Here is a 13196-nt window from a genome sequence, read left to right as displayed (position 1 = left end):
GACGCCGGCCTCGGCCTCCCGGCGGCGGCGCAGCTCCGACCTCGAGCCGCGCCGCCACCGGCCTCACGCCCCGCAGCCGCCGATCGTCAGCACCGGCTGCTCGTTCAGCGTGATGTCCACCACGGTCCCCTGATCGGCGGCGATCCGGAACCACAGGGTCCGCCCGGAGCCGTCCCTCAGCGCGTAGAGGGCGTCACCGGCGACCGGATCCGCCGCGGCGATCCCCGGGTAGGCCGCCAGGAGCTCCTGCTCGGTCGAGCCGATCCCGATCCCCTCCGCCGTACGCGGGAACGCGGCCGCCGCCCGGGTCGCGTCGACCCCGTAGCCGAAGACGTTCAGGAGGGTGACCCTGCCCGGCTCATCTGAGGACGCCATGATCCACGCCATGGCGTTCTCTGCGGAATCCCGCCGATCCGAGCGGCACTCCTCGATCCCGAAGTCGTACGGCACGAGAGCGGTCGTGTCGAGCGCCGCGGAGGCGGACTCGCTGCTCTCGCCGAACACGATGGGCCCGATGCCGTCGAAGCCGATCACCCAGGCGGACAGGTCGGCGGCCGTGGTCTCCGTCGCCACGGGGGCGGGCGCCGGAGCGGGCGCGGCAGTAGCCGAGGCCGTCGGCGTCTCGGTCGGCGTCGGGACGGGGTCCGGTGTCGCCGTCTCGGCCGGCGCCGGCTCCGGGAGGTCGAACGCGCCGGTCAGGGCGACCGCCACCCCGCCGCCGGAGAGCAGCACGGCCGCCGTCACGAGACCGACGAGGAAGGAGGCGCGGTGGCGCAGCGGCCGTCGAGCCCGGTCGGCACGGGCGTTCTCGACGATCATGCGGCGGAAGGCGCGGTCGCGCTCCGGATCGATCACGGGCTTGTCGTTCATCGTGCACCTCCATCGGTGGCTGCGTCGGCGGTGAGATCGGAGATCAGCCCGGCGAGCTTCCCCTTGGCCCGGGAGAGCCGGGACTTGACCGTTCCTTCGGGGATGCCGAGCACCGCGGCGGCGCCGGCGACGGGCATCTCGGCGATCACGCACAGCGACAGCACGTCCTGGTCGCGGAGGCCGAGAGCTCCGAACGCCAGGCGGATCGCCTCGCGTCGCGGCTCGTCGTCGATCCGCCGGTCGGAGTCGCCGGCGAAGTCGCCCTGGTGCTCCGGTTCGGGCAGGCGCCCGAGGGCCAGTCGGTGTCGGCGCGCCGACCGCCCGGCGTTCCTCGCGACGTTGTTCGTCGTGGCGAGCAGCCAGGGGAGCGGCGACCCGTCGACGAGCCGGACGGACGCCCGGCGGCGCCACGCCTCGAGGAAGACGAGCGCCGCCACGTCCTCGGCGTCGTGCAGGGCGCGAGTGTGGCGGAGCGCGTGCCAGAACACGCGCTGCCGGAAGGCGTCGTAGAGGCGGCCGAAGTCGTCGGGGTCACCCGAGAGCGCGGTCGCCCACGACACTCCGGCTTCTCGAGGCGGTGAGGAAGCGGTCATGCTCAGAGATGTCCGATCGGGCGGAACGGTTCCCTCCGTCGTCTCGGCGTGTCGCGGGTCCGCTCCTCGTCGAGGCGTCGGCGGGCGGGCGTCAGCCGGTGGGCGGCGAGGCGGCGGGCGGAGGCGAGGTGGCGGCGGGCGGAGTGCCGGTGCTGAGGGTGATGCCGACGACGGACCCCTTGTCGACCGTCGTGCCCGCGGCAGGGACCGTGCCGGCGACCGCCCCCTGCGGCTGGGTCGAGTCCACCTGCGTGGTCGACCCGACCGTGAAGCCGGCGTCGGTGAGCGTCCGGATCGCGCTGTCGCTGCTGCGCCCCGACAGGTCGGGCACGACGACCTGCGGCGCCGCGATCAGCGCCGGGTCGGCGGCCGCGAAGTCCGACCCTCGGTAGAGCGAGTCGATCTCGGTCATCAGCGGCTTCCAGATCCGGTGGCGCGCGTCCGGCGCCCAGCCGCTCGCGAAGTCGATCGACTCCAGGTTGACCCGCGAGCCGCTGTCCTGAGCCCTGATGCTGCCGACCCAGACGGCGAGCGACACGGAGCTCGACGCGCCCAGTGCCCAGGTGTCGGCGGAGTTGTCCGAGGTGCCGGTCTTGGTGATGTGCTGGACGCCGTCCTTCGGGTCGGCCTGCGTGCCGGTGCCCTCCGCGGTCACCTTGAGCATCGCGTACTGCATCGCGCGGGCGACCGACGACGAGACCGCCCTCGTGCACTCCGACTCGCTCGGCGGGATCGAGACGCCGTCCGGACCGGTGATCTCGGTGATCACGACGGGGGTGCAGCGCATCCCGTCGTCCGCGATCGCCGCGTAGGCGACGGCCATCGTCATCGGCGCGACCTCGTTCGTGCCGATGACCGACGCGGCCGACTGGCTCAGCGCACCGCCGTCCGCCCGGTGGATGCCGAAGGCCTCGGCCGTCGTGCGGATCCTGCAGAGGTCGAGCAGGTGCGACATCCCGGTGTAGCCCGTGTTCAGCGACCAGATCGTCGAGTTCAGCGCGGTCTGCGTGTCGGAGTAGCCGCCGTCTCCGGCGTTCTTCGGGTTGTAGGAGGCGTAGTCCTGCGTCCCCTCGCAGCTGTCGGTGTAGCCGGTCCAGTTCTTCCGCTTCGAATCGAACTGCTCGAGCAGCGTGTGTCCGGACCGAAGCCACTCCGCGAGGGTGAAGACCTTGTAGCCGGAGCCGGGCTGGAAGCCGTTGCCGCCGCCCATCGCGGCGTCGACGTTGAGGTTGATCGCCGAGTACTCCGGTCCGCTCGCGATGACCTCGGGGTCCTGGCTGTAGCGCTTGTTCTGCACCATCGTCAGGACCTTCCCCGTCCCCGTCTGCACCGCGACGGCGGTCGCGCCGACGTCGAAGCGCGGGTCCGAGGCGGGGATCTGCTCGTCCATCAGCGCCTGAGCCGTCTCCTGCAGCCCGAGGTCGATCGTCGTGTAGACCTTGAGGCCGCCGCGCTTGAGGGCGGCGTAGCGCTCGTCGTCGGTGGCGCCGAGGGCGGGGTCGTCGCGGAGGACGTGCGAGACGTAGTCGCAGAAGTAGGCGGCGCTGCCCGCGGTCTGGCAGCCGGTCGACGGGGGAGTGATCCTCGGCTCGATCGGCGCGGCCTTCGCGGCGTCGCGGGTAGCGGCGTCGATCTTCCCGTACTCCAGCATCCGGTCGAGGATGTAGTCGCGCCGGCTCGTCGTCTCCGCGTAGCCGTTCGCCTCGCCGTTCGCGGGGTCGTCGGGGCGGTCGAAGCGGAACTTCTCCGGGTTGTTCACGATCGTCAGCAGCGCGGCCGACTGCCCGACCGAGAGATCGGCGGCGTGGACGCCGAAGTAGTACTCCGCCGCGGCCTCGATGCCGTAGACGGTGCCGCCGAAGAGGGCGATGTTGAGGTAGCCGAGGAGGATCTCGTCCTTCGAGTACTCCTTCTCGACCCCGATCGCGAGGCGCATCTCCTTGAGCTTGCGCTCGGGTGTCGTCGCGGTCGCCTCGGCGTAGGCCTCGTCGCGCGCGGTCTCGTCGCTGATCGACTCGGCCTTCTGGACCAGCACGTTCTTGACGTACTGCTGCGTGATGGACGAGCCGCCCTGGGGCGCCGCGTCGAGGAGGTAGGTGCTCGCGACCGCGCGGAGAGTGCCCTGCAGGTCGATGCCGCCGTGCTCGTAGTAGCGCGGGTCCTCGCTCGCGACCAGCGCGTCGGTGACCGAGCCGGCGATCTGATCGGCGGAGACCTCGATGCGGTTCTGGTCGTAGAAGGAGGCGAGGAGCGTCGGGTCGTCCGGGTCGCCCGCGTAGACGTCCGTCTTCTGCATCAGCTCGCCGACCTCGAGGTAGCTCGGCAGCGACTGGAACGCCGAGATCGTGCCCGAGGTGGCCGCTCCGGTGAGGGCGACGGCCGGCGCCACGACGACGGTCGCGAGCAGCCCGGCCAGCACGCTGACGATCACGAACCCGAACAGCGCGCCGAGAGCCCCGTGGACGGTGCGACGGGGCTGGAAGACGGGGACGTTCGGTCGCTTCAGGATGGATCCTCTCGGTGCACCAGCACCCTAGGCGACGTCTCCGACATCCCCGCCCAGGCGCGCCCGGGCGTCGTCCGCAGCGGCGCGGAATCCTCGGTGCCGGCCCACTCCGGGACCCGCCGAAGAGGGCTCGCTACTCGATCAGGTCCCCGTCGATGTCGGAGATGTCGCTGGTGTTCTTCGGAGCGACCCCGTTGCTCACCTGGAGGGGGATCACGGCTCCTCGAAGGGCCGTCTCCTCCGCGCTGGGCGTCGTCGAGACGACCGACCCCTCGGGGATCGACGCGGAGCCGACCGGCTCGGTGATCCCGACGGAGAAGCCCGCGGCGGTGAGGGTGGCGGTCGCCGCCTCGACCGTCAGTCCGGTCACGTCCGGGACCTCGGCGAGCGTCGCGTTCCGCGGCGACGAGGCGAGCATCGAGGCGGGCGGGTCGGTGAAGTCGTCGCCGCCGTACTTCTGGTCCAGAGCCGTCATGATCGGCTTCCAGATGGCGTGCCGCGACTGCGCGGCCTGGATCGTGCCCGCCTCGCCCGAGACCTTGACGTTGCGGAGGTTGATCTTCGTGTTGTCGTCGAACCCCTTGATGGAGCCGACCCAGACGGCCAGCGAGGCCGCCTTGCTGGCGCCGGCGGTCCAGACGTCGGCCGCGAAGTCGGTCGTGCCGGTCTTGCCGATGTGCTCGATGCCGTCGCGGGGGTTCGACGCGTAGCCGGTGCCCGAGGTCATCACGCGCTGCATCGCGTACTGCATGCCGTGGGCGACGTCGGCCGAGACCGACGGGGTGCACGACGCCGAGGGGACCGCGACGGCGGCTCCGCTCGCGTCGGTGATCTTGTCGATCACCACGGCGGAGCAGGTCGTCCCGTCGTTCGCGATGCCGGCGTAGGCGGTGGCCATGGTCAGCGGCGCGATCTCGTTCGTGCCGAGCACCGAGGCCGGGCCGCTGGCCAGCTCACCGCCGTCGGCGCGGTGCACGCCGAAGGACTCGGCCGTGGTGCGGATGTCGCAGACGTCGAGCTGCTGCGCCATGCCCATGAAGCCGGTGTTGATCGAGTTCGTCGTCGCGGCGAGCGCGGTCATCGAGCTCGCGTTCTCGGAGGAGTCGTCGTTCTTCGGCGAGAACCTGCCGTAGTAGTAGCCCTTGTTGTCGACGTTGCACTTCTGCGGGTAGGAGCTGAACCCGGAGGTCGGCGACGGGAACGACTCGTTGATCGTGCGCCCCGACTCGAGCCACTGCGCCAGGGTGAAGACCTTGTAGGTCGAGCCGGTCTGCACGCCGGAGCCGCCGCCCATCGCGAGGTCGACGTTGAGGTTGATCGCGCTGTAGCCGGGGTTCGCGGCGAGGAACTCCTCGTCCTGGCTGTACTTCGTGTTCTGGACCATCGACAGCACGCGGCCGGTCCCGGCCTCGATCGAGGCTGCCGTGGCGCCGATCTCGAAGCGCGGGTCGGTCGGGGGGATGTAGGCGTTCAGCGCGGCCTGCGAGACCTGCTGGATGTCGAGGTCGAGCGTCGTGACGATGTCGAATCCGCCCTGGCGGATCCGCTGGTACCGCTCGTCGTCGGTGGCGCCGAACGCGGTGTCGTTGCGGAGCACGTTGAGCACGTAGTCGCAGAAGTACGCGGCGTCGCCCGCGGTCGCGCAGCCGGTGGAGGGCTCCGTGATGTTCGGCGTGATCGGCTCGGCGATCGCCGCGTCGTAGACCTCCTGGCTGATCTTCGAGTACTTCAGCTCCTCGGTGAGGATGTAGTCGCGGCGCTCCTTGGTCGCGGCGTAGCCGTTCGCGGCGCCGTTGGCCTCGTCCGTCGGGTCGTCGAAGCGGAACTTCGACGGGTTGTTGACGATCGCCAGCAGCGACGCGGCCTGGGAGGTCGAGAGCTGGCTGGCGGGGATGCCGTAGTAGTAGTTGGCCGCCGCCTCGATGCCGTAGACCGTGCCGCCGAAGAGCGCGATGTTGAGGTAGCCGAGCAGGATGTCGTCCTTCGAGGACTCCTTCTCGAGGCCGATCGCGAGGCGCATCTCCTTGAGCTTGCGCTCGGGGGTCGGGTCGGTCGCGAGCTTGTAGGCGGCGTCGCGCTCGGCCTCGTCGGTGATCGACTCGGCCTTCTGCACGAGCACGTTCTTGACGTACTGCTGCGTGATCGACGAGCCGCCCTGCAGGTCGTCGCCGGTCAGCGTGACGGCGAGCGCGCGGAGCGTGCCCTGCAGGTCGATGCCGCCGTGCTCGTAGAAGCGCGGGTCCTCGCCGGCGACCGCGGCGTCCTTCGCGGTCTGCGCGACCTCGTCCCAGCCGACCTCGACGCGGTTCTGGTTGTAGACCGAGGCGAGGAGGGTGGTGCCGTCACCCGCGTAGATGTTGGTGCGCTGCATCAGCTGGCCGGCGTCGAGGTAGCCGGGCAGGTTCTGGAACATGCCGATGGTGTTGCTGGTCGCCAGTCCCGTCAGCGCGAGGGCCGGAGTGACGCCGACGGTGATCAGGACGCCCGCCACGGCGCTCATCCCGATGAAGCCCAGCACTGCCCGCAACGACATCCCCAGCGGTCGAGCGGAGCTGCGGGATGCGGTGGGGAGAGCCATGGAGCGGGAGGTCCTTCCGGCGCGGTCGTGCCGCGCGAATGCAGGGTGGCGGGTCGTCGCGCCGGTCGTGCGATCCCCCTCCGTCATGGTACGCGACGCGCCCGGGAGGAGGGGGTCCTCCTGGAGGACGAGATGCACCTGTGACGAGGCGTCCGCGACCCCGACAGAGGCGGCGACCCGGAGGTGGGAATCCGGCGCGCCTGACCGTCGGAAGGCGCCTCCGGGGACGCCGCTTCCGTATCGTGGAGGGTGCGTCCCCGCGAGGGGAGCGTCGGCATCACCGCACCACCAGTCGCCCCGGGGCCCCGGGGCGGTCGGCCCCGGCAGAAAGCACACCACCATGGCACGCATCCACGACGACGTGACGCAGCTCGTCGGCAGGACCCCGCTCGTCCGCATCAACCGCCTCGAGGGCGCGGACAGCGCCGTCGTCCTCGCCAAGCTCGAGTTCTACAACCCGGCGAACAGCGTGAAGGACCGCATCGGCGTCGCCATCATCGACGCCGCCGCGGCCTCCGGGGAGCTGCCGCCCGGCGGCACGATCGTCGAGGGCACGAGCGGCAACACCGGCATCGCCCTCGCGATGGTGGGCGCGGCCCGCGGCTACAAGGTGATCCTGACGATGCCCGAGACCATGTCGGTCGAGCGCCGGGTCCTGCTGCGCGCCTACGGCGCCGAGATCGTGCTGACCCCCGGCTCCGAGGGCATGCGCGGTGCGGTCGAGAGGGCGCAGGCCATCGTCGCCGAGACGCCCGGCGCCGTGCTCGCCCGCCAGTTCGAGAACGCCGCCAACCCCGAGGTGCACCGCCGCACCACCGCCGAGGAGGTCTGGGAGGACACCGACGGCGAGGTCGACGTCTTCGTCGCCGGCATCGGCACGGGCGGCACCATCACCGGCGTCGGCCAGGTCCTCAAGGAGCGCAAGCCCGGCGTGCAGATCATCGGCGTCGAGCCGATCGACTCGCCGCTGCTCACCCAGGGCACGGCCGGCCCGCACAAGATCCAGGGCATCGGCGCCAACTTCGTTCCCGCGATCCTCGACCGCGAGGTCTACGACGAGATCATCGACGTGACGCTCGACGACTCGGTGCGCGTCGCGCGCGCGATGGCCGCGCAGGAGGGCATCCTCGGCGGCATCTCCTCCGGCTCGATCATGTGGGCGGCGCTCGAGGTGGCCAAGCGCCCCGAGAACGCGGGCAAGACCGTCGTCGCGATCGTCTGCGACTTCGGCGAGCGGTACATCTCGACGGTGCTCTACGAGGACCTCCGCAGCTGAGCCCCGCCGGACCCCGTCGCGGCGTGGCCGGACAGCCGACCGCCCTCGCACGCCTGCGCGAGGACGTCGCGGCGGCGCGCCTGCGCGACCCGGCGGCGCGCAGCGCGGCGGAGGTGGTGCTCGCCTACCCCGGGCTGCACGCGGTCTGGGTGCACCGCCTCGCGCACCGCTGGTGGCGACGCGGCGCGCGCCTGCCGGCCCGGCTGCTCGCGCAGGCGGCCCGCGCGGCGACCGGAGTGGAGATCCACCCCGGCGCGACGATCGGCCGCCGGCTCTTCATCGACCACGGCATGGGCGTCGTGATCGGCGAGACCGCGCGGATCGGCGACGACTGCATGCTGTACCACTCCGTCACCCTGGGCGGGAAGTCGGCGAAGCGCGAGCGGCGCCACCCGACGCTCGGCGACCGCGTGGTCGTCGGCGCGGGGGCCGTGATCCTCGGTCCGATCGTGCTCGGCTCGGACGTGAGCGTCGGCGCGAACGCGGTCGTCGTGAAGGACGCCCCGGACGGCGCCGTGCTGGTCGGGATCCCCGCCCGCGATCTGCGCGCGCTGGGCCGCGCCGAGGGCGCGCTCGCGGATCCGGCCTTCTGGATCGACCCCGCGATGTACATCTAGGGCCGGGGCGCAGCGATCCGAGCGCTCAGTCGTCGGAGTCGCGGCGCGAGATGTCCCGCTTCGCGCTCTTGATGACGGCGAACGCGTCCAGGGCGTGCACCCGGGTCTCCTTGAGGTCGAGGATCGGCGCGGGGTAGCCGTCCGCCTCCGGCGTCAGCGTGTCGCCGAGCGTCCACGGCTCGTGGATCACGGTGCGGTCGAGCTCGGCGAGCTCCGGGACGTACTCGCGCAGATAGCCGCCCTCGGGGTCGAACTTCTTCGACTGCGTCACCGGGTTGAAGACGCGGAAGAACGGCGACGCGTCGGCGCCGGACCCCGCGACCCACTGCCAGTTCGCGGCGTTGCTCGCCGGATCGGCGTCCACGAGCGTGTCCCAGAACCAGTCCTCGCCCACCCGCCAGTCGACCAGCAGGTTCTTGATCAGGAACGAGGCGGTGACCATTCGGACCCGGTTGTGCATGTAGCCGGTCTTCCAGAGCTCGCGCATCCCCGCGTCGACCAGCGGGAAGCCGGTGCGGCCCTGGTGCCAGGCGTCGATCCTGTCCTCGCCCGGGTGGCCCCAGGGGAAGGAGTCGAAGCGCGAGTCGAAGTTCGCGGTCGCGAGGTCGGGCCAGTGGAAGAGCAGGTGGTAGCAGAACTCGCGCCAGAGCACCTCGGCGAGGAAGCGGTCGCTGCCCTCGCCGCGGTGCTGCCCCTTCGCGTGCGCCTCCTCGAGCGCGTGCCAGACCTGGAACGGGCTGATCTCGCCCCAGCGCAGGTGCGGCGACAGGTTCGAGGTCGCGTCCTGCGCCGGCAGGTCCCGGTCGTCGGCGTAGTCGTCGAGCTGCTCCGCGAGGAACGCGCGCAGCCGCTTCGCCGCCGCCTTCTCACCCGGCACCCAGCGCTCGCGGAGGCCACCGGCCCAGTCGGGGCTGGTCGGCAGCAGCTGCCAGTCGTCGAGGTCGTCGGAGGCCGCGGTCGTCCCGACGCCGTCGATCTCGCGCGGTCGCGGAAGGGGTGCGCGCGGGGTGTCGCGGTTGCGGCAGGCGCGGGCGAACGGCGTGTAGACGGAGTACGGGCCGCCTCCGCCGGTCTGCACGGTCCACGGCTCGAAGAGCAGCGAGCCCTGGTGGCTCTCGGCCTCGACGTCGCGGTCGCGGAGCGCCTCCTTGATCGCGGCGTCGACCGTCCGCTCGGCCTTCCCGTAGCGGCGGTTCCAGTGCACCGCGCCCGCTCCGAGCTCCTCGGCGAGCTGCAGGACGACGGCCTCGGCCGGTCCGCGGCGGAGGATCAGGGACGCCCCGGCCTCCTCGAGATCGCCCGCGAGGGCGAGCAGGCTGCCGTGCAGCCACCAGCGGGCCGCGCCGCCGAGCGGGCGGATGCCGTCGGACTCCTCGTCGAGCACGTAGCAGACGGCGACGGGGCCGCCCCGGTCGATCGCGGCCCGCAGAGCCGGATTGTCGGCGAGACGCAGGTCGTCGCGGAGCCAGACGAGGGTGGGGGAGGAGCTGCTCATGGTGCCTCCATGATCCGCGAGTGCGGCGCCCGCGCGAAGTGCTGGCCGCGCGGCGGCGGTGCGTGCTAGCGGCGGGCGGGGGTCGTCAGGCGGAGGCGACCCGGTCGCGCAGCTTGTCGCAGAGCGCGGTCAGCTGGTCGAGCTCGTCGTCGTCGAGCGCCGCTCCGACGTGGTCCGAGATCGTCTGCATGTGCGTCATCGCCACGCGCCGGAAGAGCGCGTAGCCCTCGTCCGTGATCTGGATGACCGTGCCGCGGGCGTCGGTCGGGTCCTCGCTCTTGGTCACGCAGCCGCGGGCGACCAGGCGGTCGATCAGCCGGCTGACGCTCGGCTGCGTCAGCAGGACGTGCTTGTTGAGGTCGCGGAGGCGGGCCCGGCGGCCGGGCTGCAGCGTGAGGTTGAAGAGGACGTCGTACTCGTTGAGCGAGATCTCCTTCGACGGGAAGTCGGTGCTCAGCGCCCGCATCACGTGCACCTGCGCTCGGAACAGCGACTCCCACGCGGCGACCGCACGTCTCGAGCTCACGCATCCTCCTTGTGTTCCGTTCAGGATACGGCGTCTCGACGCCCGTCCGGCGCGAGGGGCGCGGAGCGGGGCGGAGGGCGTCGCACGGAGGCGGTGATCAGGCCGGGAACGACAGAAGGCCGGCCGCTGAGGCGAGCGGCCGGCCTTCATTCCCTTGCACCAAGAGTGTCCTGCAATCACTTCTCGCGCTTCCCGCCACAGCAAACGGTCGACGCACTTGAACTATATAACGGATCGGTAACGCCGCAAGGACCGATTTCCTGACGTTTCCCTGTGACCCCTTCGCGCCGCCGTCCCGACGCCGCCGCAGCACCGGACCGGGTCTCGATACGCCGCGTCGCGCGGCTACTCGACCACCATGAATCCGCCACCTCGGCGGGCTGAACGCGGTGCTCCCGGGCGCGCGGAGCGCCGCCCCCTGCTGGCCCACCGCGGCTGCATGCTGATCGAGTAGCCCGCTCCGCGGGCGTATCGAGCGGCCAGGCCGCTTCGCGTCTCGGTGGCGACGCAAAGGACGCGGCGGCGGCCCTTCATGGTGGTCGAGTAGCCCCGCAGGGGCGTATCGAGACCCGCCGTCCTCAGCAGGGCGGGTCTGCAGACTCGACTTCTGACGCTGGTGGATCTCGATACGCCCGCTGCGCGGGCTACTCGATCAGCATGGCTTCCCCCTGCGTGCAAGGTGATCTTTCGTGGGAGATCCACCCTTCAGAACGTGGGTGGGTCTCGATACGCCGCGTCCCGCGGCTACTCGACCAGCATGCGGTGCCGCCGCCCCCTCGTCCGACTCGGGCCGAACGACAAGCCGCCCTCTGCGAGGCGTTCGGTGAGAAACGCGTGCCAGCGTTTCTCACGAGCCGTACGCAGGACGCTCTATGGAACGCGACCACCCGCGGAGCCGACCGCGGCGGAGCGAGCGCTCGCGCTCGCGCAGCAATTCAAAACAGGTCGGGGCTGGGGGTCGACGCGTAGCGGATGGCGACGTCCGCGTGGCGGTCGAAGCGGTAGCCGACGCCGCGGACGGTGCGGACGATGTCCTCGTAGCGGCCGAGCTTGGCGCGGAGGCGGCGGACGTGGACGTCGATGGTGCGCTCGTTGGGGGCGTCGTCGTCGGCGGCTCCCCAGAGGGAGGAGATCAGCTCGGCGCGCTCGATGGTGCGGCCCTCGCGGAGGACGAGGTACTGCAGCAGCTCGAACTCCTTGTAGGTGAGGGCGGTGGTCTCGTCGTCGAGGATGACGCGCTTGCGCGAGATGTCGATGACGACGCCGCCGGGCGCGCGGTCGAGGTCGGGCTCGGTCTCGGAGCGGCGGCGGGCGACGGCGGCCGGGTCCTGGAGGGCGAGGCGGACGACGTCGACGTCGCGTCCGCCGGCACCCTGCGGAGCGAGGGCGACGGACGCGTAGGTCTCGGCGTCCGGAGCGAACTCGGCGGTGACGCGCTTGAGCTCCTCGACCAGGCGGCCGAGGTCGATGCCGGCGGCGCGGGCCTTGGCCTCGTCGATGCCGACGTAGAGGGCGAAGCCGCGGGCCTCGGTGCCCTGCGGCACGGCGCGGAGCCGGGGAGCGGTGGGCGCGGGCTCGGGGGCGGCCTGGAGGCGCGGGGCCTCGGTGGGAGCGGAGACGGGACGGGCGTGGAGGAGGGACATGACGAATCCTTGGGCTGGTCGGATCCGGGACGAGTGTCCGGGGAGCGGATCCGGGTGTGCGCGCGAGAGCCGGTACACGAGGTGCGGGCCGGCAGGGGCGGATGCGGGGCATCCAGGGGTTCACCGCGCCTGCGGCGCCCGGCCGATCAGAGGATCGGCTCGATCAGTGCGATCGGGGCGGAGGCTGTGCGGAGAACCGGCGAGGGTGGATCCTCAGGCGCACATTCGACAGCGCAGGACGAGGCCGTCGGCCGTCATCATGCCGGCATCCCCGATGGCCTCAAGGGAGGTCAGGGCGTGCGCGTTGTCAGTCATGGTCGAAAGTAAAGCGGATGGTGGCGGACCCCGTCAACAGATCCGCGCACACTGGCGCGCTCCGGGCGCCGCGGAGGGCGCCCGGAACGGCTCAACCGGCGAGCCCGTACAGACGGTCGCCCGCGTCGCCGAGGCCGGGGACGATGTAGCCGAGCTCGTTGAGCTTCTCGTCGAGCGAGCCGAGGACGATGGTCACGTCCTTGCCGACGAAGGCCTTCTCCACGGCCGCGAGGCCCTCGGGGGCGGCGAGCAGGCAGACGGCGGTGACGTCCTCGGCGCCGCGGTCGAAGAGGAACTGGATGGCCGCGATCAGCGAGCCGCCGGTGGCGAGCATCGGGTCGAGCACGAAGCACTGGCGGTTGGACAGGTCGTCGGGGAGGCGCTCGGCGTAGGTGGTCGGCTCGAGGGTCTCCTCGTTCCGCGCCATGCCGAGGAAGCCGACCTCGGCGGTCGGGATCAGCTTGACCATGCCCTCGAGCATCCCGAGGCCCGCGCGCAGGATCGGGACGACCAGCGGCTGCGGGTCGCTCAGCGCGAGACCGGTGGTCGTGGTGACCGGCGTCTCGATGGTGACGGTGCGGGTGCGGACGCCCCGGGTCGCCTCGTAGGCGAGCAGGGTCATCAGCTCCTCGGCGAGCTGCCGGAAGGTGGGGGAGGGGGTGCGCTTGTCGCGCAGCACGGTGAGCTTGTGCGTGATCAGCGGGTGGTCGGCTACATGGACGCGCATAAGCTCAATCTACTTGCCGGTCGGAGTCGGCCGGAGCCGGCCGGAGGGGG

Annotated in this window: 10 protein-coding genes; 2 read left to right on the top strand and 8 right to left on the bottom strand. The window is 71.6% G+C overall.

The features are described from left to right. Positions 1–63 precede the first annotated feature (63 nt). The 4 genes from HQQ86_RS10625 to HQQ86_RS10610 form a co-directional block, all read right to left on the bottom strand. Positions 64–870 (bottom strand): hypothetical protein, encoded by an 807-nt coding sequence (locus tag HQQ86_RS10625; RefSeq protein ID WP_173288051.1) that lies wholly within the window; start codon positions 868–870, stop codon positions 64–66. Continuing rightward, entirely contained in the window at positions 867–1430 is a 564-nt protein-coding gene (locus HQQ86_RS10620; RefSeq protein WP_367948617.1) for an RNA polymerase sigma factor, read from the bottom strand. The genes HQQ86_RS10625 and HQQ86_RS10620 overlap by 4 nt, the downstream gene beginning before the upstream one ends. 124 nt (positions 1431–1554) lie before the next feature. Beyond that, positions 1555–3894 carry a penicillin-binding protein gene (locus HQQ86_RS10615; RefSeq protein WP_173288049.1) on the bottom strand — a complete coding sequence of 780 codons (2340 nt, stop codon included), beginning with the start codon at positions 3892–3894 and terminating at the stop codon, positions 1555–1557. A gap of 208 nt (positions 3895–4102) precedes the next feature. After that, on the bottom strand, positions 4103–6502 hold the full coding sequence (locus tag HQQ86_RS10610) for a penicillin-binding protein (RefSeq protein ID WP_173288048.1): 2400 nt from the start codon (positions 6500–6502) through the stop codon (positions 4103–4105). 385 nt (positions 6503–6887) lie between these two features. Here HQQ86_RS10610 and cysK point away from each other — a divergent pair, with 385 nt between their 5' ends. Together cysK and epsC are read left to right on the top strand one after the other, a co-directional pair. Next, a complete protein-coding gene (gene cysK, locus HQQ86_RS10605) occupies positions 6888–7823 on the top strand; it encodes a cysteine synthase A (protein ID WP_173288047.1) in 936 nt (311 codons plus the stop codon). A gap of 23 nt (positions 7824–7846) precedes the next feature. Continuing rightward, on the top strand, positions 7847–8440 hold the full coding sequence (gene epsC, locus HQQ86_RS10600) for a serine O-acetyltransferase EpsC (protein ID WP_173288046.1): 594 nt from the start codon (positions 7847–7849) through the stop codon (positions 8438–8440). A 25-nt stretch (positions 8441–8465) separates the two neighbouring features. Here the strand turns inward: epsC and HQQ86_RS10595 are convergent, their stop codons facing one another. The 4 genes from HQQ86_RS10595 to upp form a co-directional block, all read right to left on the bottom strand. Continuing rightward, entirely contained in the window at positions 8466–9935 is a 1470-nt protein-coding gene (locus tag HQQ86_RS10595; protein ID WP_173288045.1) for a deoxyribodipyrimidine photo-lyase, read from the bottom strand. A gap of 85 nt (positions 9936–10020) precedes the next feature. Further along, the gene (locus HQQ86_RS21265; protein ID WP_254072064.1) at positions 10021–10401 is read right to left on the bottom strand and encodes a MarR family winged helix-turn-helix transcriptional regulator; all 381 of its coding nucleotides are present in this window, start codon (positions 10399–10401) and stop codon (positions 10021–10023) included. Between the two features lie 995 nt (positions 10402–11396). Continuing rightward, positions 11397–12104, bottom strand: coding sequence for a winged helix-turn-helix domain-containing protein (locus HQQ86_RS10585; RefSeq protein ID WP_173288043.1), 708 nt, complete (start codon positions 12102–12104; stop codon positions 11397–11399). 406 nt (positions 12105–12510) lie between these two features. Further along, a complete protein-coding gene (upp, locus tag HQQ86_RS10580; RefSeq protein WP_123446624.1) occupies positions 12511–13146 on the bottom strand; it encodes a uracil phosphoribosyltransferase in 636 nt (211 codons plus the stop codon). Between the last annotated feature and the right edge of the window lie 50 nt (positions 13147–13196).

This window comes from Rathayibacter sp. VKM Ac-2857 (assembly GCF_013205025.1).
Classification (GTDB): Bacteria; Actinomycetota; Actinomycetes; order Actinomycetales; family Microbacteriaceae; genus Rathayibacter.
The sequence above is the reverse complement of the archived record's forward strand: the minus strand, read 5'-3'. Positions and strand labels throughout refer to the sequence as shown.

Excerpts from the sequence above, each read along its gene's own strand:
- HQQ86_RS10610 (WP_173288048.1), bottom strand. The coding sequence starts at position 6,502 with ATGTCGTTGCGGGCAGTGCTGGGCTTCATCGGGATGAGCGCCGTGGCG.
- HQQ86_RS21265 (WP_254072064.1), bottom strand. The coding sequence starts at position 10,401 with ATGCGGGCGCTGAGCACCGACTTCCCGTCGAAGGAGATCTCGCTCAAC.
- HQQ86_RS10625 (WP_173288051.1), bottom strand. The coding sequence starts at position 870 with ATGAACGACAAGCCCGTGATCGATCCGGAGCGCGACCGCGCCTTCCGC.
- cysK (WP_173288047.1), top strand. The coding sequence starts at position 6,888 with ATGGCACGCATCCACGACGACGTGACGCAGCTCGTCGGCAGGACCCCG.
- HQQ86_RS10595 (WP_173288045.1), bottom strand. The coding sequence starts at position 9,935 with ATGAGCAGCTCCTCCCCCACCCTCGTCTGGCTCCGCGACGACCTGCGT.
- upp (WP_123446624.1), bottom strand. The coding sequence starts at position 13,146 with ATGCGCGTCCATGTAGCCGACCACCCGCTGATCACGCACAAGCTCACC.
- HQQ86_RS10585 (WP_173288043.1), bottom strand. The coding sequence starts at position 12,104 with ATGTCCCTCCTCCACGCCCGTCCCGTCTCCGCTCCCACCGAGGCCCCG.